Here is a 19,539-nt window from a genome sequence, read left to right on the forward strand (position 1 = left end):
GGCTTTGGCTTTGGCTTTGGCTTTGGCTTTGGCTTTGGCTTTGGCTTTGGCTTTGGCTTTGGCTTTGGCTTTGGCTTTGGCTTTGGCTTTGGCTTTGGCTTCGGCTTCGGCTTCGGCTTCGGCTTCGGCTTCGGCTTCGGCTTCGGCTTCGGCTTCGGCTTCGGCTTCGGCTTCGATTCCGGCTGCGCCGCGCGTTACAGCAGCTTTTCGATGTCCTCGACAATCGCCTCGGGCTTGGTCAGCGGCGCATAGCGCTTCACCACATTGCCGTCGCGGCCGATCAGGAACTTGGTGAAGTTCCATTTGATCGCTTCGAGCCCCAGCAAGCCCGGCGCCTCGCCCGTCAGATAGCGGAACAGCGGATGCGCATTGGTGCCGTTCACGTCGATCTTGTCGAACATCGGGAAGGTCACGCCGTAGTTCTTTTCGCAGAAACTGCCGATCTGCTCGGCGTCACCCGGTTCCTGCTTGCCAAACTGGTTGCACGGAAAACCGAGCACCGCGAGTCCGCGCGCCGCGTATGTGTCATAGACCTTTTGCAGGCCTGCGTACTGCGGCGTGAACCCGCATTCGCTCGCCGTATTGACGATCAGCAAGACCTTGCCTTGATAGCGCTCGAGGCTCACTTCCTCGCCGCCGAGCGTACGTGCAGAAAACGAATAAATCGATGTCATGTGCTCTCCCCGTGAAAGCCGTCAGTCTATGCCAAAAGCTGCACCGGTACAGTCGGCCGAATGGCCGATCCTGGCTCTCCGCCCGGTGTCAGCCCCGGCAGTCTAAAATAGCGTTTTTCTTCGACCGGCCTCTTCGTGATCCGCTTTAACCAGTTCAGCCTCGCGCGCGGCACCAAACCGCTCTTCGAAAACACCACGTTCACCCTCAACCCCGGAGAAAAGGCCGGCCTGGTGGGGGCGAACGGCGCGGGCAAGTCGACGCTGTTTGCCGTGCTGCTCGGCGAACTGCACGCCGACGGCGGCGATTTCTCTATCCCGCCAAACTGGCAGATCGCCCACGTTGCGCAGGAAACGCCCGCGGCGGACAAAACCGCCCTCGCTTATACGCTCGACGGCGACGCCGCGTTGCGCGCGATCGAAAGGTGCATCGCCGAAGCGTCGGCCGCACATGACGGCGCCGCCGAAGGCGAAGCGCACGCTGCGTTCGCTGACGCAGACGGCTACACTGCGCCCGCTCGCGCCGAAGCCTTACTGCTCGGCCTCGGCTTCACGCTCGATCAGACACGCGAGCCGGTCAGCAGCTTCTCGGGCGGCTGGCGCATGCGGCTGAACCTGGCGCAGGCGCTGATGTGCCGCTCCGACCTGCTGCTGCTCGACGAACCGACCAACCACCTGGATCTCGACGCGATCGTCTGGCTTGAAGACTGGTTGAACCGTTATCCGGGCACGCTGATCGTGATCTCGCACGACCGCGAATTTCTCGATTCGGTCTGCAATGTCACGCTGCATCTGGAGCAGCAGCAGATCAAGCGTTACGGCGGCAACTATTCGCAGTTCGAAATCCTGCGCGCGCAACAAATCGCCTTGCAGCAAAGCGCGTATGAGAAGCAACAGCGCACGGTCGAGCATCTGCAGAGCTACATCAACCGTTTCAAGGCGCAGGCCACCAAGGCGCGCCAGGCGCAAAGCCGCGTGAAGGCGCTCGAAAAGATGGAGATGATCGCGCCGGCGCATGCGTCCTCGCCGTTCACGTTCGAATTCCGCACACCCGATTCCGCACCGAATCCGATGATGGTGATGGAAGACGTGCGCTGCGGCTATCGCGGTGAAGACGGCGAAATTCCAATCGTCGACCATGTCATGCTGTCGATCCAGAACGGTCAGCGCATCGGCCTGCTCGGCGCGAACGGCCAAGGCAAGTCGACGCTGATCAAAACGCTCGCCGGCACGCTCGAAGCCCTCGGCGGCCATGTGCGCGAAGGCAAGGGACTGCGCATCGGCTACTTCGCGCAGCATCAGCTCGAAACGCTGCGCCCGGACGACACGCCGCTGCAGCATCTGGCGCGTCTTGCGCCGGATACGCGCGAACAGGAATTGCGCGACTTCCTCGGCAGTTTCAACTTTTCCGGCGAGATGGCGACCGCAAAAATCGCGCCCTTCTCAGGCGGCGAAAAAGCCCGTTTGGCACTCGCACTGATCATCTGGCAAAAGCCGAATCTGCTGCTGCTCGACGAGCCGACCAACCACCTGGATCTCGAAACGCGTCACGCGCTGACCATGGCGCTCGCGCAATTCGAGGGCACGCTGATTCTGGTGTCGCACGACCGGCATCTGCTGCGCGCCACCACTGACGTGTTCATGCTGGTCGCGAAGCACCGTCTGCAGGAATTCGACGGCGATCTCGACGACTACCGCGACTGGCTACTGGAACATGCCGCGGAACAACGCGCGGCGCTGAAGGCGGGCACGGCGTCGAACGGCGCGGATAGCGCGGACAACGGCGTCAATCGCAAGGAGCAACGCCGTCTCGAAGCAGAAACGCGTCAGAAGCTCGCGCACCTGAAAAAACCGCTGCAAAGCCGCATCACGAAGATCGAAAAGGAAATGGACGCGCTCAACGCGGAAAAGGCGACGCTCGATGCGTTCGTCGTCGATCCGGCTAGTTATGAACCCGAGCAGAAGAGCAAACTGACGGAGGCCATCCGCCGTCAGGCAGATGTGAACGCGCGCCTCGAAACGCTCGAAGCCGAATGGCTCGAGACTCACGAGGAACTCGAACAAATCGGCTAGCGGCAGGCTGTTTCTGGACCGCGCCGGCATCGATCGGAGGTAGCCCTTGTCACCCGTGAGCCCGTCTGCGTCTTCATCTGCGTCTTCATCTGCGTCTTCATCTGCGTCTTCATCTGAGTCTCTATCCGAGTCTTTGTCTGCGTCTTTGTCTGCGTCTTTGTCTGCGTCTTTGTCTTTGTCTGCGTCTTCAGCCAAGCCGTCAGCTGCGTCGTCAGCCGTGGCGGCGCCTGCTCCGCTGCAAGGCCTGCGCGTGCTGGACCTGACGCGCCTGCTGCCCGGTCCGGTGGCTGCCTTGCGGCTTGCGGAACTCGGCGCCGACGTGCTGAAGATCGAAGCGCCCGGTGCGGGCGATCCCACCCGCACGATGATGCAGTCGTCCAGCGACCGCGTAGCAGGCCGCCCCGGCGCGTTTTACCGGCTGGTGAATCGCGGCAAGCGCGAAACGCGCCTCGACCTCAAATCTGAAGCGGGACGCAATGTATTGCGCGCGCTCGCAGCCGAAGCGGATGTGCTAATCGAGAGTTTCCGGCCCGGCGTGATGGAGCGCCTCGGCGTCGGCTACGAAACCCTCCGCGCGCTCAATCCGCGGCTGGTCTATTGCGCGATCAGCGGTTACGGCGCGAGCGGTCCGTTTGTCGACCATGCCGGTCACGATCTGAACTACATCGGCTACGCGGGCGTGCTCGATCAGCTGGCGGGCCGCGACGGCGCGCCGATTCTGCCGAATTTCCAGATTGCCGACCTGCTCGGCGGCGCGTTGAGCGCGGTGACGCAGATTCTCGCCGCGTTATGGCACGTGTCGCGCGGCGGCCTTGGCCGCTTCGTCGACGTATCGATGACGCATGCCACGCATGCGCACAACCTCGTCGCGCAAGTGGCGCTCGCCAATGAAGGCGCCGCGCCAGCCGCCGGCGCCGGTCTGCTGAACGGCGGCGTGCCCTGCTACAACCTGTATCGGACGCTCGACAATCGCTGGCTCGCGGTTGGCGCGCTCGAACTGAAGTTCTGGGAAACGCTGTGCATGGCGCTGGACCGGCCCGAATGGGCGACGCGCCACTGGAGCCTCGGCCAGGCAATCGGCGGCCCGGACGCTGCCGCGTTGACGCAGGAGCTTGCGGACCTGATCGCCAAGCGCCCGCTGGAGGAATGGGTATTGCTACTGGAGTCGCTGGACTGCTGCGTCTCGCCGGTGCTGACCGCGGCGGAAGCCGCGCAGCACCCGCTGTTCAATCCAGAGGCGTACGCGGCGATGAACCACGATAAAAACGGAAACAACGCCGGGGACGACGAGCGTCGGATCGGTTAAACCGCCAACGGGCAGCCAGCTTAAGCCAGCGTCGAACAACCCTCCTGCCGCCCCCCAAATCTCAGCGCCGCACCGCCGTCTGCCGCGGCAAAACCTGGCGCGGCGTCTTTTCGTCGTCGTACAGAAAATGCTTGCGGCCTTCCACGTGACGGTTGATCGTCGCGCGCACTTCGGCAGCGGTGACATCTTCGGCCACCACCCGGCGCGAGATCTGCCCTGCCGTGTCGATCCACTCGACAATCCGGCAAGCGCCGCCCCAAGGCTGGCGAATGGGCGCGGAGACGCGGCAGCCGCGCACCTGCATCGGCCGCTCGGCTACGGTTTCATATGACTGTTTCAAGGCGCAATCCTTTTTCGGGCATCAGAAGGGATGCAATGCCCTACCAGCTTAGGAAAAAGGAATGTCCGGCAGGTTACAACCAATATGGAGATATTTACCGGGCATTACGGACCGAAGGGCGCCCGCAGGCGCCGAAGCCCCGTCTATTCAAGCGTGCGGACCCGGTCGATGGCCTGTTCGATCCGTTCGACCGCAACAACCTGTAAGCCTTCGATCGGCTGCTTGGGTGCATTGGCCTTCGGAATGACCGCGACTGAAAAGCCCAGTTTGGCCGCTTCCTTAAGACGCTCCTGACCGCGCGGCGACGGCCGGATTTCGCCGGCAAGGCCCACTTCGCCGAATACGACAAGCCCCTTGGGCAGCGGCTTGTTGCGCATCGAAGAGTGAATCGCGAGCAATACGGCCAGATCGGCCGCGGGCTCGGTGATTTTCACGCCGCCCACCGCGTTCAGGAACACGTCCTGGTCGAAACAGGCGATGCCGGCGTGCCGATGCAGCACCGCCAGCAGCATCGCCAGTCGGTTCTGTTCCAGCCCCACGGCAAGACGCCGTGGATTCGGCGCGTTGGCCGCATCGACCAGCGCCTGGACTTCGACCAGCAGCGGCCGCGTGCCTTCCTGCGTCACCAGCACGCACGAGCCCGGCACGGATTGCTCGTGCTGCGACAGAAACAACGCCGACGGATTGGCGACACCGCGCAGACCGCGCTCGGTCATCGCGAACACGCCGAGTTCGTTGACCGCGCCGAAGCGGTTCTTGATCGCGCGCACCAAGCGGAATGACGAATGCGTATCGCCCTCGAAGTACAGCACCGTGTCGACGATATGCTCGAGCACGCGCGGCCCGGCGAGCGCGCCTTCCTTGGTGACGTGGCCGACCATGATGATCGTGGTGCCCGACTGTTTGGCGATGCGCGTCAATTGCGCCGCGCACTCGCGCACCTGCGCGACCGACCCGGGTGCCGAGGTCAGCGCGTCGGAATAAACGGTTTGAATCGAGTCGATCACCGCGACGTCCGGCCGCTGCTCGGCGATGGTCGCCTGGATTTTCTCCAGCTGGATTTCCGCCAGCAGTTGCAGCTCGCTGGCCTTCGAGCCAGGTTCCAGCAACGAAAGCCGTTGCGCACGCAACGCAATCTGCGCCGCCGATTCTTCGCCGCTGATATAGAGCGCGCGTTTATCCGCGGCAATTTCCGCGAGCGATTGCAGCAGCAGCGTCGATTTGCCGATGCCCGGATCGCCACCGATCAGCACCACGCCGCCCGGTACGAGACCGCCGCCCAGCACGCGGTCGAACTCGCTGACGCCGGTCGAAAAGCGCGGTACGTCGGACGCGTCGATATCGGCGAGACGCCGCACCGGCGCGCTCTTGGCGAGCGATTGAAAGCGATGCGTGGACGGCGTTTCCGCGACCGATTCCACCAGCGTGTTCCACGCATTGCATGAGGGGCACTGCCCGGCCCACTTCGGCGACTGGCCGCCGCATTCACTGCAGATGTACAACGTCTTCTGTTTAGCCACGCGCTCTTGCCTGTGTTGCTGTTCTTTGAATTGATGCGCTCGCTGAGTCTCCTCAAGGAGGAACTCACAGCAATCGTCATTGGGACCCTCTTCGCGAGCGCCATGGAGGCCGCCGGCGCGGCTCTCACCCGGCCTGTCAGCGCCGCGCCTTACTCCGCACGCACCGGCACACGCGGCGCTACCGCACACATCAGCTCGTAGCCGATCGTGCCGCATGCCTGCGCGACATCGTCGATCGGCAGCGACGTACCCCACAACTCGACACGCGAGCCGACGTTGGCCGTCGGGATCGGCGTCAGGTCGACGGTCAGCATGTCCATCGACACCCGTCCGACGATCCGCGTACGCACGCCGTCGACGATCACCGGCGTGCCTTCCGGCGCAACCCGCGGATAACCGTCCGCGTAACCGCAGGCCACCACGCCGATGCGCATCGGCGCGCGCGCCTTGAACGCCGAACCATAGCCAACCGTATTGCCTTCGGCGAGCGTCTGCACCGCGATCAGTTCGGAGGCGAGGGTCATGGCCGGTTGCAGGCCGGTGCCTGCGATCGCGGCCGTGACGCCCGAGGGCGAGGCGCCGTACAACATGATGCCCGGGCGCACCCAGTCGAAGTGCGCTGCGGGATGCCACAGCGTCGCCGCCGAATTCGAGAGGCTGCGCGCGCCGGCAATGCCTTGCGCGCCGCGCTCGAACGCTTCCATTTGATGGGTGATGCCGCGCTCGCCGTCGGCATCCGAGAAATGGGTCATCAGCGTAATCTGGCCGACGCCCTGGCAGGCCCGCGCACGCTCCCACGCGGAGCGGAATTTTTCCACCGTGTAACCGAGGCGGTTCATGCCGGTGTTCATCTTCAACTGGATATTGACGGGCTTGGACAAACGCGCCATTTCCAGCATGCGCAGCTGTTCGTCCGAGTGCAGCGCTGTGGTCAGACTGTAGCGGTCGATCACATCGACATCGGTCGGACGAAAGAAGCCTTCAAGCAGCAGAATCGGCCCGGCCCAGCCCAATTCACGCAACTTCACGGCTTCTTCGAGGTCGAGTAGACCGAAGCCGTCGGTTGCGCGCAAGCCGGGAAAAGCACGCGCGAGGCCGTGCCCGTAGGCGTTCGCCTTGACCACGGCCCAGATCTTGGATTTTGGCGCGTAACGCCGGGCCACGGCGAGATTATTGGCGAGTGCGGCAGTGTGAATCGTGGCTGAGAGCGGGCGCGGCATAGGTAATTTTCGTAAAGACGCTTGCGAATCAGGAGCTTACAGGGCGTTTTCAGCGCTCGGCAGCCCGCTGGGCGGTGCGATCAAGGATTTTGCTAGTCCGAATCCAGCTATTTTCGTGATATAAAGCCGTGCGCACAACCCATTTCGAACGGCATAAGCCCGGACGCCTTGCACACGGCCGGGGCGGATAGACCCCGCAGCGAGGACAGCATCGCATCAGATGAAAAAAGGTTTTTACACCATCATGGCCGCGCAGTTTTTTTCGTCGCTGGCCGACAATGCGCTTCTGATCGCTGCTATCGCACTGCTGAAAGATCTTCACGCCCCGAACTGGATGACGCCGCTGCTCAAGTTGTTCTTTGTGCTGTCATACGTCGTTCTGGCCGCCTTCGTGGGCGCCTTTGCGGACTCCCGCCCGAAAGGGCACGTGATGTTCATCACCAACACCATCAAAGTAGTCGGTTGCATCACGATGCTGGTGGGCGCGCATCCGTTGCTCGCCTATGGCATCGTCGGCTTTGGCGCAGCGGCCTACTCGCCCGCCAAATACGGCATTCTCACCGAACTGCTGCCGCCTGACCGGCTGGTCGCGGCGAACGGCTGGATCGAAGGCACCACGGTCGGTTCGATCATTCTCGGCACCGTGCTCGGCGGCGCGCTCATCAGCCCGCACATTGCCGCACCGATCCTCAGGCACCACATCCCCACGGTCAACACGCCTGCTGAAGCGGCGATGCTGGTGATCATGGCCATCTACGTGATCGCGGCGCTCTTCAATCTGCGCATTCCCGACACCGGCGCGCGCTATCCGCGACAGGAACGCGGGCCGATCAAGCTGGTCACCGATTTCGCCGACTGCTTTCTCGTGCTGTGGCGCGACAAGCTCGGCCAGATCTCGCTTGCCGTCACCACGCTTTTTTGGGGCGCCGGCGCGACGCTGCAATTCATCGTGCTGAAGTGGGCCGAGGTGTCGCTGAACATGTCGCTTTCGGAAGCCGCGATTCTGCAAGCGGTGGTGGCAGTGGGCGTGGCGGCCGGCGCGATTTTCGCCGCCTCGCGCGTGCCGTTAAAGAAGTCGCTGTCGGTACTTCCGGTCGGCATCATGATGGGCATCGCCGTGATGCTGATGGCCTTTTACACACGCGATCTGTTCCCCGCGCATTGGGGCCTGTATTTCGGCCGTGTGCATGTGCCGGGCTATCTGATCGTCGCGTATATATTCCTAATGATCGTCGGCGGCCTGTCGGGCTTTTTCGTCGTACCGATGAATGCGCTGCTCCAGCATCGCGGCCACGTGCTGCTGTCGGCGGGCCACTCGATCGCCGTGCAGAACTTCAACGAAAACCTCTCAGTGCTCATCATGCTGTGCCTGTACGCCGTGCTGGTCTGGCTCGACGTGCCGGTCGCGGCGGTGATCGTGCTATTCGGCACCTTCGTCTGCCTGATGATGTGGCTGGTGATGCGGCGCCACCAGGCGAACCAACGCGCGTTCGACTCGGTCGCGCTGATTGGCGAAGTCAAGCATTGACGCACGACGGGCCGTGCACTGACTGCCCACGCCTTCCCCCCTTTCCTCGCTTTGCCATGACTCAACCCATTCCCAATGTGCTGACAATCGCCGGTTCCGATTCCGGCGGCGGTGCCGGCATTCAGGCCGATCTGAAGGCTTTCTCGGCGCTCGGCGCCTATGGCGCGAGCGTGATCACCGCGCTCACCGCGCAGAATACGCGCGGCGTCACGGCGATTCATGCGCCGGAGCCCGCCTTCGTTACCGCGCAACTCGATGCGGTGTTCGACGACATCCGTATCGATGCCGTGAAAATCGGCATGCTGGCGAATGCGCCGATCGCGCGCGCGGTCGCCGACGCGCTGCGACGGCACAAGCCGAAGCACGTCGTGCTCGACACGGTGATGATCTCGAAGAGCAATCACGCGCTGCTGCTGCCGGATGCGGTTGCGGCCGTGCGTGACGAGTTGCTGCCGCTGGCCGATCTGCTGACGCCCAATCTGCCGGAAGCCGCCGCTTTGCTAGGCGTGCAAGCTGCCACCGATGAAGCCGGCATGGTCGAACAGGGTGAAGCGCTGCGTGCGCTTGGCGCGCGGGCGGTGCTCATGAAGGGTGGTCATCTGAGCGCGGTGGACAGTCCCGACTGGCTCGTCCAGGATAGCGGCACGCTGCGCCTCTCCGGCCCGCGCGTGCCGGTGAAGAATACGCATGGGACGGGCTGCACGCTGTCGTCGGCAATTGCGGCATTGATTCCGCAGCGCGCCGACCTGGCGAGCGCGGTCGCCGACGCCAAGCTGTATCTGACCGGCGCGTTGCAGGCGAGCGATCGGCTCGACGTCGGCAGCGGCGTGGGGCCGGTGCATCATTTTTATCGGTGGTGGTGAGAGGCCGAAAGAGCTTCGGCATCGTTTTTATCGGCGGTGGCGTGAGGCCCAAAGCGCATCGGCATCGCGGAGGCACTAGCCGCTGCGTTGCACGGCTCTATGCCGCTAGTGCTTGCGTCCCGCTTATTGCTCTTGCGGCCCCCGCGGTTGCCGCGAGTAGGCCTGCGCCAGCTCAGGCCATTCGTTAGGCACGATAAAGCCACGCGAGCGTTCGATGCGGTTACCTGCGCCGTCATCGACGAACGCCGCGACCATCGTCGGTCCGTGCAGATGTGAGGTTTGCCCAGCGAGCGTGCGGGCATCGACAAAGGCGGATCCCACGCCGTCCACCTCACCCCGCGTACCCGCCGCGTCTGACTCGTGCCGTCTCGGCGCAAGCCATTCCAGGCGCGGCAGCACGCGCCACGTCTGCGCATGCGCCGCGGCAAAGTCCGGCCAATCGTTGTGCGTGACCCACCAGCCACGTCCGTGCGACGGATCGAGTTCGACAGGATCGGCAGGTGTTTCGCCCGCACGATAGAACAGCCAGCCCTTGATAAACATCTGCGGCGTCCATGGCCCTGCATAGCCGACCGAGGCGAACTCTTCACGCGCGCTCAACGGCAGTTGATGATTCAGCACATGCGCGAGCTTCAGATCGAAGCGGTCTTTCAGATTCGGGCCAACGTAGTCTGCTAATCGCGCCGCCGACTGCGTTCGGCTTTCGCCGGCATGCAGATAGCACTTCACCGCCAACTCCCAGTGCAGCCGTGCGCCCTGCCGCGTTTGCACCAGAAAATCGCATTCACCGAGCGTGACGCCTTCGCGCCGCAATGGCACGCCGGCCGCGACCAGCCACGCCGTCGGTCCATGCTGCAGGAACCATCCGAGCAGCCATTCGGCGTAGCGGCCAAGACGCGTAATACGCGTTGCGGCAAGATCGCGCTGCAAGTCGGCCGGATCGGCGTCCAGCGCGCGTAACCAGTCGACGGTTGCATCCGCTTCCCGCGGCGAGTCGAAAGGACTGGCGAGCACACCCACCGGTGGTTGCGCGCGCAACAAATCGGCGCTCAGCAGCAACCATGCGAGATCGCGTACTGCGGGTTCGCGCAATGTGTCGAGCAGCTTCCCGAGAAACGCAGCGGACAGGCCGGGCGCGACGGCGAGGCGCGCCGCCGGCCCGCTCGCGTCCGTCACTTTGCCGCGTGGGACGGCACGCCGCCCGCCGCAAGCCACGTATCGCGCGCGAGGCACAGGTCTGCCCAGGCCTTCGCCTTGTCGGGCAGGCTGCGCAACAGATATGCCGGGTGATAGGTGACGATGACCGGCACTCCTTCGTATTCGTGCACACGGCCGCGCAGCGACGAAATGCTCGCATCGGTTTTCAGCAGACTTTGCGCGGCGAAGCGGCCCAACGCGACGATCAGCTTCGGCTTGACCAGCGCGACCTGGCGTTGCAGATAAGGCTCGCAACGCGCGACTTCGTCCGGTTCGGGATTGCGGTTGCCCGGCGGGCGGCACTTGATCACGTTGGCGATATAGACGTTGCTGTCGCGCGCGAGCGTCAGCGAACGGAGCATATTGTCGAGCAGCTTGCCGGCCTGGCCCACGAACGGTTCACCCAGGCGGTCTTCGTTCTCGCCCGGCGCTTCGCCGATCAGCATCCAGTCGGCATGGCGATCGCCGACGCCGAAAACCGTGTTCGTGCGTTTCTCGCACAGTCGGCAGCGTTCGCAAGTCGCGACCTGTTCGCTCAACGCGTCCCAGTCGAGTGTCTGGATCAAAGAGGGCTCGGGCGCCTCGCGGCGCGCTTCAGCGGGAGCGTGGACCGGCTGATCGTCGAACCATGCGAAATCGTCATCGGGCGGAATGTCGAATGCCGGTGGCTCAGAGGCTCGCGACTGCGGCGACGGCGGCGACTGCGGCGACTGCGGCGACTGCGGCGATGGCCGCGATTCCCGCGATTCCTGCGATTCCTGCGATTCCTGCGATTCCTGCGATTCCTGCGATTCCTGCGATTCCTGCGATTCCTGCGATGCCTCCGATGCCTGCCGTGCATCGGCCGGTACCTGCATCCGCGCCTGCTCCTGCGCTGCTGGCGGCGCGCGACGCTCGCCCTGCGCTCGCGCGGCATCAGCTTGCTGCGCTTCGCCCGCACGCGTCGCGGGCCGCGGCGTGCCGGTCACGGGCGCCGCCTGCCGACTATCCTGCGCAAGCTCGGCCGATGATGCTTCACGCGCCGTCACACGCAGATCGTCGCGACGCACCGCCTGATCCGCTAACGCACCAGCGCCCTGCTCGACGCCGGTATCGACTGCGCTCTCCTGAGCCACCGACATGCCTCGACGCACCCACAGCGGCGCCAGTCCGAACTCTTCCAGTACCGATTCATGCAGCGCCATCTGCGCCCTCCGTGGCAAACGAGAAACGCATCACGATGGCGTCCTCCCGGCTGCGATGCCGCGCCGGATAATAGTTTTTGCGCCGGCCAATCGACGCAAAGCCGAAGCGCTCGTAAAGCCGGATAGCCCGATGATTCGACGGCCGCACTTCGAGCAGCAGGCCTTCGAGTTTCTCGGCGCGCGTTATGCGCACCGCTTCGCGCAGCAGCGCGAGCCCGGCGCCGGCGCCTTGCGCGGCAGGTGTCACGCACAAATTGAGCAGATGCATTTCATCGACCACCGGCATCAGCACGCAATAGCCGATCAGCGCGCCGGTTACGTGACGCATGCAGATGCCGAAATAGCCGTTGCGCAGCGAATCGCCGAAATTGCCGCGGCTCCAGGGGAATTCGTAGGCGATCTTTTCGATGGCCGCGACCTCGTCCAGATCGGCTTCGGTCATCGGCGACATATAGCGGTCCGCCAGCAACACGCCGCTCATTGCCGGCCCTCGCCTTGATGCGCGTCGTGCGCCAACCTGGCGGCAGCCTGCTCGGCCTTGGCGACTTTGTCAGCTTTTTCGGCTGCCCGCTCCGCCGTGGTCTGAGCGACCTTGTCGCGAATGTATTCCGGTGCGGCCTGGTCGGCGGGCACGGTGCGGCCGGCGCGAAACGCGCGCAGCGCGGCGTGCGCAAGCGGCACCGCATGCGGCAGCGCTTCGCCGTCGACGATTCGCGCGGTCGCGGCGGCGGGCAGCCGCGCGCCGAAGGCGGCAGCAGCATTGCCTGCCAGCGTGAAGGGGACGTCGGGCAAAACGAGCTGTTCCGGCGCGTCGAGCGAAGCCGGCTGAAGCGTGCGCCATTCGCCCAGGGCTGCATCCCACGCGTAGTCGGCCCAATAGATTTCGTCCATCCGGGCATCGAGCGCGGCGAGCACGCGGGTCGCCGACGGATCGCGCAGCCGTGCGCTTTCCGCGCAGGCCAGCAGCGTGCTAACCGGCACGACCGGCAGGTTCAGGCCGAACGCGAGGCCTTGAGCAACGCCCGTCGCAGTGCGAAGACCAGTGAATGAGCCGGGGCCGGAGCCGAAGGCGATAGCGTGGCAATCCGCCAGTTTCAGACCGGCTTCGTCGAAAAGTTCGCGAATGGCGGGCAAGAGACGCGTGCTGGAGACCGCACCGGTTTGCTCGTGACGCACCCAGATCCGGGGTTCGGCACGGCTTGGGTCCACTGTCTGGCTCACCGCGCCGCCAACGGCGGACAGGAGCGCGACCGAGCAGAATTCGGTCGAGGTATCGAGGGCAAGAAGCACAGTTTGAGTCATGGACCGTATTGTAATCGGCACGGCGCGTGCGGACTTGGTTTTGGGTTTGCCCTCCCGGCGGGCACGGGTGTTTGGAATAAGCCCTCGGCCCCGCGGCAGCATGCAGTTGTTATGATCATCGGCCCAGCCAAAACCAACCCGCCAGCCAGGCAAAACCACAATGACAGACATCAACGCGCAATTCGTCCAGGCCCAGGAAGATGCCAGGCAACTGCCCGAGCGTCCGGGCAACCTTACCCTTCTTCGACTTTACGCCCTCTTCAAGCAGGCCACCGACGGCGACGTCCATGGCGACAAACCAGGCTTCACCGATATCGTCGGCAAATATAAGTACGATGCGTGGGCCGCACTCAAGGGCACCGATCAGGACGCGGCAAAGCAGCAATACGTCGAACTGATCGAGGCCCTCAAGAGCGGCACCGCCGCCTGAATCTGCCCCTGTGGCGAAATCCGCCGCCGGAACCGCAGGCCGCGGCCACCCCGGAATGACCACGGCAAGGAAAGCCGCTTATGGTGGTTCCTAAGGCGGCCCGTGGGCACGCCTCTTCAGGCGGCCCTGCGGGCAGGTTCTTAGGCAGAACCAGTGAGCAGGCTCCTTAAGCCCATTCGGGCCGCCAAACGAAACTTTTCCACTAGGAAACTTCTTAACGGTGGCGCAGTGCAACAAAACCCTATACAATGCTGCCTGCGCTTCACTGCTTTGCCCGGCTTTCCTCTAGCGGCCTTTGCGGCGCAGCGCCTCGTAGCGTTTAGCTCCAATCCAGTTTAGAACCTGTCCCCTCCTGCCTAGCCCCCTACGGGCGATCATGTCCCAGGCTGGCGGCACGCCGTGTTGGCATGTCGCATCCGATACAGCTTCTAACGAAAAGCTCGCCTTCATTGTCGCGAGCTGCCCCCGTTTTTCGATTTGCTCGCTGCTTCATTGCTCGCTGAATCCGACGACTTGGGTATGCCGATTGGCGCCGACGTTTTAATTCCGTGTGTACCAAGGATTTACCAAGGATTCTCATGACTTCGAGCAATACCCCCAGCAGCCCGTTGAACGCCATCGCCGATCAAGCCCTCGGTTTCGCCGACGCTCCCGCTCAAGCCGCAGCCGTTGCTGCTGCTCCGGAAGCTGTCGCCGCAGAAGCCGCAGCGCCGAGCGGCCCGTCGTTCGCGTCGCTCGGTCTCTCCGCGGATGTCGTCTCCGCCCTGACCGCCGCTGGTTATCAAAACCCGACTCCGGTTCAGCAACGCGCAATCCCCGCTGGCATCGCCGGCCGCGATCTGATGGTCTCGAGCCCGACTGGTTCGGGCAAGACCGCCGCGTTCATGCTGCCCGCCATCGAGCGTTTTTCGCAACTGCAAAAGGCACAAGCCAGCCAGCCGCGTGAGCCGCGTCCGGCTGACGGCGCCCGCACGCGCCGTCCGCAACCGGTTGCCCGTCCGACCATGCTGGTTCTGACGCCGACCCGCGAACTCGCGATGCAGGTCACCACCGCCGCTGCCACGTACGGCAAGCACCTCAAGCGTCTGCGCACCGTCAGCATTCTGGGCGGCGTCGCTTACGGTCAACAACTGATGCTGCTGGCAAAGAACCCGGAAATCCTGGTTGCTACGCCGGGCCGTTTGATCGACCACCTGGAACGCGGCCGTATCGATCTGTCGCAACTGCAGATCCTCGTACTCGACGAAGCCGACCGCATGCTCGACATGGGCTTCATCGAAGACATCGACACGATCGTTGCCGCTACGCCGGCTACGCGTCAAACCATGCTGTTCTCGGCCACGCTCGACGGCAAGATCGGTTCGCTGACCGGCCGCCTGCTGAAGGATCCGGAACGCATCGAGATCGTTCAACGCCTCGAACAACGTACCAACATCGCGCAAACCGTCCACTACGTTGACGACCGCGATCACAAGGATCGTCTGCTCGACCATCTGCTGCGTGACGAAGGCCTCGACCAGGCTATCGTCTTCACGGCAACCAAGATGGACGCTGACCAACTGGCTGGCCGTCTGGCCGACGCCGGTTTCGAATCGGCTGCTCTGCACGGCGATCTGCCGCAGGGCGCACGTAATCGCACGATCCGCGCCCTGCGCGAGCGCCGCGTGCGCGTGCTGGTGGCAACGGACGTCGCCGCCCGCGGTATCGACATCCCGGGCATCACGCACGTATTCAACTACGACCTGCCGAAGTTCGCTGAAGACTACGTGCACCGTATCGGCCGCACTGGCCGTGCTGGCCGCTCGGGTATCGCAGTGAGCCTCGTGCACCACGCGGAACAGGGCGCGCTCAAGCGCATCGAGCGTTTCGTGCGCACCCCGCTGCCGGTCAACGTCGTCGAAGGCTTCGAGCCGCGCAAGTCGGCTCCGTCGGGCAATGGCCGTCCTGGCTTTGGCGGCCGTGGCCGTCCGGGCGGTGGCAATGGCGGTGGCCGTCGTTTCGGTAGCGGCAGCGGCGCTGGCAAGCCGGCTGGTAACGGCGGTGGTTCGCGCAGCGGTAGCGGCAATGGCGGCGGCTGGGCAGGCAAGTCGGCCGGCGGCGGTTCGCGTGAAGGCGGCTTCGGCGGCGGTTCGCGCGACGGTGGCTACGGCGCACGCCGCAGCGACGGTCCGCGTACGGCGCGTCGCGGCAGCTAAGCAGCGACTCAACTGCTCACAGGCAAGCGCTATTTACGTAGCTCGTTCAGTACGTAAGGCGGCCTGAAAAGACCCGGACGGCCCCGCGCCGCCCGTCAGTCGAAAGAAACCGGTGCTCATGCGCCGGTTTTTTTTCGCCCGTACTTTGTTGATCGCCTACATTTCACGATGTGGAAAATTTTTTTGCGTCGTAAAAAATCGTGCTGCACGGCACAAGACACTCTATTGCAAGATGGGAAAAGACGTTTCTTAATGCGAAACGTATGACGTAATTAATTGATTTTTAACGAAAATAAATATTTAAAAAACACTCATCGGTAGCTATTGTGCGACGGCCGGCTTGCCTAGACTCTTATATAAGACTTCACGAAACGAAACGCCTCAACGGGCCAAGCGCTTCGGCGAAGACCGCAAGTTTCGTGCATAGGATCAGAGTAAGTGGTCGACAGAGTCACCCGTCCATTACAGGCAACCAAGGAGCACACCATGTCGCGCGAACAACAAGCCAGGCAACTTCAACAGCAATGGGAAACCGATCCGCGCTGGAAAGGCGTGAAGCGTACGTACACCGCTGAAGACGTGATCCGTCTGCGCGGCTCGCTGCAAGTGGAGCACACGCTTGCCAAGCGCGGCGCGGAAAAGCTGTGGGAAAGCGTCAACAACGAGCCGTTCGTGAACTCGCTCGGCGCGTTGACCGGCAACCAGGCGATGCAGCAGGTCAAGGCCGGCCTGAAGGCCATCTACCTGTCGGGCTGGCAAGTGGCGGGCGATGCGAACGTGGCCGGCGAAATGTACCCGGACCAGTCGCTATACCCGGCGAACTCGGTGCCGCTCGTCGTGAAACGTATCAACAACACGCTGACGCGTGCCGACCAGATCCAATGGTCGGAAGGTAAGAACCCCGGCGACGAAGGCTATATCGACTACTTCGCACCGATCGTGGCCGACGCGGAAGCCGGTTTCGGCGGCGTGCTGAACGCATTCGAACTGATGAAGGCGATGATCGAAGCCGGCGCGGCAGGCGTGCACTTCGAAGACCAACTCGCTTCGGTGAAGAAATGCGGCCACATGGGCGGCAAGGTACTCGTGCCGACCCGCGAAAACATCGCCAAGCTGACCGCAGCGCGTCTGGCTGCCGACGTCTCCGGCGCGCCGACCGTGCTGCTGGCGCGCACCGACGCGGAAGCCGCCGACCTGATCACGTCGGACGTGGATGACAACGACAAGCCGTTCCTGACGGGCGAACGCACGGTGGAAGGTTTCTATCGTACGAAGCCGGGTCTGGAACAGGCGATCTCGCGTGGCCTCGCCTACGCGCCGTACGCCGACATGATCTGGTGCGAGACCGGCAAGCCAGACCTCGAGTTCGCGAAGAAATTCGCCGACGCGATCCACAAGGAATTCCCGGACCAGTTGCTGTCGTACAACTGCTCGCCGTCGTTCAACTGGAAGAAGAACCTGGACGACGCAACCATCGCCAAGTTCCAGCGCGAACTCGGCGCGATGGGCTACAAGTTCCAGTTCATCACGCTGGCTGGCTTCCACGCGCTGAACTACTCGATGTTCAACCTGGCGCACGGCTATGCCCGCAACCAGATGACCGCCTTCGTCGAAATGCAGCAGGCTGAATTCGCTGCGGCCGAAAAGGGCTTCACCGCGGTCAAGCACCAGCGCGAAGTCGGCACCGGCTACTTCGACGCCGTGACGCAAACGGTCGAGCGCGACGCGTCGACGACCGCGCTGCACGGTTCGACGGAAGACGAACAGTTCTTCGACAAGAAGGTCGCTTAAGTCACATCGGTCACATCGGTCACATCGAAGTCTGATCGCGAGAACGGCAAGGCAGACGAAAAAGCGGCCCCGTTAGAGGGCCGCCGTCAGGGAGGAGTAGCCATCAGGGCTGAAATACGCCGGCAGCCCTGATGGCTGGAATCTGGGAGTGATGGCAGCAGCAACCATCTTGCATGGGACCGGAGGAACGCGCCGGCCTCAGCGCCGGCGCTTTTTTTGCTACGCCGTACCTGCCCTCGACGCGAATCGCGGGCAGATACCTCAGCGGTACACGATCACTGGAATCTTCGTATGCGTCAGGACCCGCTGCGTCTCGCTGCCGATCAGCAGACTGCCAAGACCGCGCCGCCCATGCGAAGCCATGAAAATCACGTCGCAGCCACCCTGCTCCGCGGCTTCGATGATGCCGAGATACGGCGCCGGATGCACGCTGGTGCGGCTGTCGAACGCGACGCCGACACGGCGTGCCGCCAGCTCCACTTCCCGCAGATGCACGTGCGCTTCGCGCTCGCTGCGCTGCAGAAACTCGACCGGCGGCTCGATCACCACGTCGGAGAACGGCGAGTAGGGATATTGCGGCAGACAGGCGTAGGCGGTAACACGAGCGCCGACAGCCTGCGCGAGATCGATGGCGCCGTCTATCGCCTTGCGTGACAGGTCTGAACCATCGGTCGGAACCAGGATGTGCCTGAACATGATGCCCTCCGTCGCCGGCTGTGCGCAGCGCGGCCTCAGCGTCCCACGAGGCTCGGCATGGAAGCCGCTTCAATCGATTGTAGTGCGCAGAAAATGAGGTCAAGGCCATCGTGCGGGTCTGCCCGCATATCGGAAACCCGCTGCGCGGGTCCGCGCCGCAATTGCGCCGGGTGACATTGCGCCAGATCGCGTGACGTCAGTTGCGCCCGAGTTGCCCTTCGGTGCCCTTCAGGCAGCCTCAGTTCCAGTAATCCGGATGGCCGTATGTATGCTTGAGAAAGTCCAGAAACAGCCGAACCCGCAGCGGCAAATGCCGGCGTTGCGGAAAAACCGCATGGATGCCGATCGGCGGCGCGGCGAACTCGTCGAGCACGCTGACCAGCCGGCCAGCCGCGATATCCGTGCCGACCTCCCACCACGAGCGCCATGCGAGTCCATACCCTTCAAGGCACCACTCATGCAGCACGGCGCCGTCCGAGCATTCCATCGTGCCGGATACCTTGATCGACACGACCTTGTCGCCCTGCTGGAACATCCAGCCGCGCTGCTGATTGGCGCTCGCGCCGAGCGCGAGGCAGTTGTGGTGCGCGAGATCGGCCAGGGTGTGCGGCGATCCGCGCCGGCTCAGATACGACGGCGAAGCCACGCATACGCGGCGGTTCTCACCGAGCTTGAGCGACACCAGCGACGAATCCGGCAGCTCGCCCAGGCGCACGGCGCAGTCGAACCCCTCGTTGACGAGATCGACCAGCCGGTCGGACAGGTCGAGCGTAATCGATACATCCGGATGCGCGACGGTGAAAGCGGGCACCAGCGGCGCAACGTGCCGGCGCCCAAACCCGGCTGGCGCCGACAGCCGCAAATGGCCGCTCGCCTTCACGCCCCCCGCCGACACGCTGGCCTCGGCGTTCTGCATATCGTGGATGACGCGCTGGCAATCCTCGAGAAACGCCGAGCCTTCGAAGGTCAGCGTGATCTTGCGCGTGGTGCGCACCAGCAATTTGACGCCCAGTCGCTCTTCGAGCGCATCGATGCGGCGGCCGATGATGGCGGGCGCGACACCTTCGGCAAGCGCCGCGGCAGACAGGCTGCCCCTGGCCGCGACGGTAACGAATGTCTCGATCTGCTTGAAACGGTCCATGGTTGCGGAGCTGCAGCACCCCGACGGAAGTCCGCTCGGGGCGCTGCGCGGAGATAGTGGTCGGTGCGCGTCAGATTAGGTG

At 63.7% G+C, this 19,539-nt stretch carries 18 protein-coding genes; 8 read left to right on the forward strand and 10 right to left on the reverse strand.

Annotated elements, in window-relative coordinates:
- The coding region (locus tag P3T22_RS20175; protein WP_429325929.1) for a hypothetical protein at positions 1-252 on the forward strand (252 nt) is incomplete at its 5' end.
- On the opposite strand, the gene P3T22_RS20180 is transcribed toward P3T22_RS20175, so the two are convergent.
- Positions 195-674: a glutathione peroxidase gene (locus tag P3T22_RS20180; RefSeq protein WP_429325930.1), complete on the reverse strand. Its 480-nt coding sequence runs from the start codon at positions 672-674 to the stop codon at positions 195-197. The genes P3T22_RS20175 and P3T22_RS20180 overlap by 58 nt on opposite strands.
- A 135-nt stretch (positions 675-809) precedes the next feature.
- On the opposite strand from P3T22_RS20180, the gene P3T22_RS20185 reads away from it, so the two are divergent.
- Positions 810-2,744, forward strand: coding sequence for an ATP-binding cassette domain-containing protein (locus tag P3T22_RS20185; RefSeq protein ID WP_063496550.1), 1,935 nt, complete (start codon positions 810-812; stop codon positions 2,742-2,744).
- 235 nt (positions 2,745-2,979) lie between these two features.
- A complete protein-coding gene (locus P3T22_RS20190; RefSeq protein WP_429326002.1) occupies positions 2,980-4,050 on the forward strand; it encodes a CaiB/BaiF CoA transferase family protein in 1,071 nt (356 codons plus the stop codon).
- A 61-nt stretch (positions 4,051-4,111) separates the two neighbouring features.
- Here the strand turns inward: P3T22_RS20190 and P3T22_RS20195 are convergent, their stop codons facing one another.
- From P3T22_RS20195 to alr, 3 genes are all read right to left on the reverse strand, one after another.
- Positions 4,112-4,390 carry a DUF2866 domain-containing protein gene (locus P3T22_RS20195; RefSeq protein ID WP_063496551.1) on the reverse strand — a complete coding sequence of 93 codons (279 nt, stop codon included), beginning with the start codon at positions 4,388-4,390 and terminating at the stop codon, positions 4,112-4,114.
- A gap of 143 nt (positions 4,391-4,533) precedes the next feature.
- Positions 4,534-5,910 carry a DNA repair protein RadA gene (gene radA / locus P3T22_RS20200; RefSeq protein WP_063496552.1) on the reverse strand — a complete coding sequence of 459 codons (1,377 nt, stop codon included), beginning with the start codon at positions 5,908-5,910 and terminating at the stop codon, positions 4,534-4,536.
- Positions 5,911-6,059: 149 nt separating this feature from the next.
- Positions 6,060-7,130 (reverse strand): alanine racemase, encoded by a 1,071-nt coding sequence (gene alr / locus P3T22_RS20205; protein ID WP_429325931.1) that lies wholly within the window; start codon positions 7,128-7,130, stop codon positions 6,060-6,062.
- 220 nt (positions 7,131-7,350) lie between these two features.
- Between alr and lplT the strand changes: the two genes are divergently transcribed.
- Together lplT and thiD are read left to right on the forward strand one after the other, a co-directional pair.
- The gene (lplT, locus tag P3T22_RS20210; RefSeq protein WP_063496554.1) at positions 7,351-8,658 is read left to right on the forward strand and encodes a lysophospholipid transporter LplT; all 1,308 of its coding nucleotides are present in this window, start codon (positions 7,351-7,353) and stop codon (positions 8,656-8,658) included.
- 56 nt (positions 8,659-8,714) lie between these two features.
- Positions 8,715-9,521, forward strand: coding sequence for a bifunctional hydroxymethylpyrimidine kinase/phosphomethylpyrimidine kinase (thiD, locus tag P3T22_RS20215; protein WP_063496555.1), 807 nt, complete (start codon positions 8,715-8,717; stop codon positions 9,519-9,521).
- Positions 9,522-9,644: 123 nt separating this feature from the next.
- Here the strand turns inward: thiD and P3T22_RS20220 are convergent, their stop codons facing one another.
- From P3T22_RS20220 to tsaB, 4 genes are read right to left on the reverse strand one after another with little or no spacing between them, the layout of a single operon-like run.
- Positions 9,645-10,697: a DUF1853 family protein gene (locus tag P3T22_RS20220; protein ID WP_429325932.1), complete on the reverse strand. Its 1,053-nt coding sequence runs from the start codon at positions 10,695-10,697 to the stop codon at positions 9,645-9,647.
- Positions 10,694-11,902, reverse strand: coding sequence for a uracil-DNA glycosylase (locus P3T22_RS20225; protein WP_429325933.1), 1,209 nt, complete (start codon positions 11,900-11,902; stop codon positions 10,694-10,696). Before P3T22_RS20225 ends, P3T22_RS20220 begins: the two co-directional genes overlap by 4 nt.
- A complete protein-coding gene (gene rimI / locus P3T22_RS20230; protein WP_063496558.1) occupies positions 11,889-12,383 on the reverse strand; it encodes a ribosomal protein S18-alanine N-acetyltransferase in 495 nt (164 codons plus the stop codon). Before rimI ends, P3T22_RS20225 begins: the two co-directional genes overlap by 14 nt.
- Positions 12,380-13,204 carry a tRNA (adenosine(37)-N6)-threonylcarbamoyltransferase complex dimerization subunit type 1 TsaB gene (gene tsaB / locus P3T22_RS20235; RefSeq protein ID WP_429325934.1) on the reverse strand — a complete coding sequence of 275 codons (825 nt, stop codon included), beginning with the start codon at positions 13,202-13,204 and terminating at the stop codon, positions 12,380-12,382. Before tsaB ends, rimI begins: the two co-directional genes overlap by 4 nt.
- Before the next feature lie 160 nt (positions 13,205-13,364).
- On the opposite strand from tsaB, the gene P3T22_RS20240 reads away from it, so the two are divergent.
- The 3 genes from P3T22_RS20240 to aceA all read left to right on the forward strand — a co-directional run bounded on the left by P3T22_RS20240 (position 13,365) and on the right by aceA (position 17,620).
- Entirely contained in the window at positions 13,365-13,634 is a 270-nt protein-coding gene (locus P3T22_RS20240; protein ID WP_429325935.1) for an acyl-CoA-binding protein, read from the forward strand.
- Between the two features lie 578 nt (positions 13,635-14,212).
- Positions 14,213-15,829 carry a DEAD/DEAH box helicase gene (locus P3T22_RS20245; RefSeq protein ID WP_429325936.1) on the forward strand — a complete coding sequence of 539 codons (1,617 nt, stop codon included), beginning with the start codon at positions 14,213-14,215 and terminating at the stop codon, positions 15,827-15,829.
- 486 nt (positions 15,830-16,315) lie between these two features.
- A complete protein-coding gene (gene aceA, locus P3T22_RS20250) occupies positions 16,316-17,620 on the forward strand; it encodes an isocitrate lyase (RefSeq protein WP_063496562.1) in 1,305 nt (434 codons plus the stop codon).
- 261 nt (positions 17,621-17,881) lie between these two features.
- Here aceA and P3T22_RS20255 read toward each other — a convergent pair whose 3' ends face one another.
- Positions 17,882-18,316 (reverse strand): universal stress protein, encoded by a 435-nt coding sequence (locus tag P3T22_RS20255; RefSeq protein WP_063496563.1) that lies wholly within the window; start codon positions 18,314-18,316, stop codon positions 17,882-17,884.
- A 238-nt stretch (positions 18,317-18,554) separates the two neighbouring features.
- Complete coding sequence (locus P3T22_RS20260; RefSeq protein WP_063496564.1) at positions 18,555-19,457, reverse strand: LysR family transcriptional regulator; 903 nt, start codon at positions 19,455-19,457, stop codon at positions 18,555-18,557.
- Positions 19,458-19,539 lie beyond the last annotated feature (82 nt).

This window comes from Paraburkholderia sp. GAS348, from assembly GCF_050434205.1.
In the GTDB taxonomy this organism is placed as follows: Bacteria; Pseudomonadota; Gammaproteobacteria; order Burkholderiales; family Burkholderiaceae; genus Paraburkholderia.

Excerpts from the sequence above, each read along its gene's own strand:
- P3T22_RS20180 (WP_429325930.1), bottom strand. The coding sequence starts at position 674 with ATGACATCGATTTATTCGTTTTCTGCACGTACGCTCGGCGGCGAGGAA.
- alr (WP_429325931.1), bottom strand. The coding sequence starts at position 7,130 with ATGCCGCGCCCGCTCTCAGCCACGATTCACACTGCCGCACTCGCCAAT.
- lplT (WP_063496554.1), top strand. The coding sequence starts at position 7,351 with ATGAAAAAAGGTTTTTACACCATCATGGCCGCGCAGTTTTTTTCGTCG.
- thiD (WP_063496555.1), top strand. The coding sequence starts at position 8,715 with ATGACTCAACCCATTCCCAATGTGCTGACAATCGCCGGTTCCGATTCC.
- P3T22_RS20225 (WP_429325933.1), bottom strand. The coding sequence starts at position 11,902 with ATGGCGCTGCATGAATCGGTACTGGAAGAGTTCGGACTGGCGCCGCTG.
- rimI (WP_063496558.1), bottom strand. The coding sequence starts at position 12,383 with ATGAGCGGCGTGTTGCTGGCGGACCGCTATATGTCGCCGATGACCGAA.
- tsaB (WP_429325934.1), bottom strand. The coding sequence starts at position 13,204 with ATGACTCAAACTGTGCTTCTTGCCCTCGATACCTCGACCGAATTCTGC.
- P3T22_RS20240 (WP_429325935.1), top strand. The coding sequence starts at position 13,365 with ATGACAGACATCAACGCGCAATTCGTCCAGGCCCAGGAAGATGCCAGG.
- P3T22_RS20245 (WP_429325936.1), top strand. The coding sequence starts at position 14,213 with ATGACTTCGAGCAATACCCCCAGCAGCCCGTTGAACGCCATCGCCGAT.
- aceA (WP_063496562.1), top strand. The coding sequence starts at position 16,316 with ATGTCGCGCGAACAACAAGCCAGGCAACTTCAACAGCAATGGGAAACC.
- P3T22_RS20255 (WP_063496563.1), bottom strand. The coding sequence starts at position 18,316 with ATGTTCAGGCACATCCTGGTTCCGACCGATGGTTCAGACCTGTCACGC.
- P3T22_RS20260 (WP_063496564.1), bottom strand. The coding sequence starts at position 19,457 with ATGGACCGTTTCAAGCAGATCGAGACATTCGTTACCGTCGCGGCCAGG.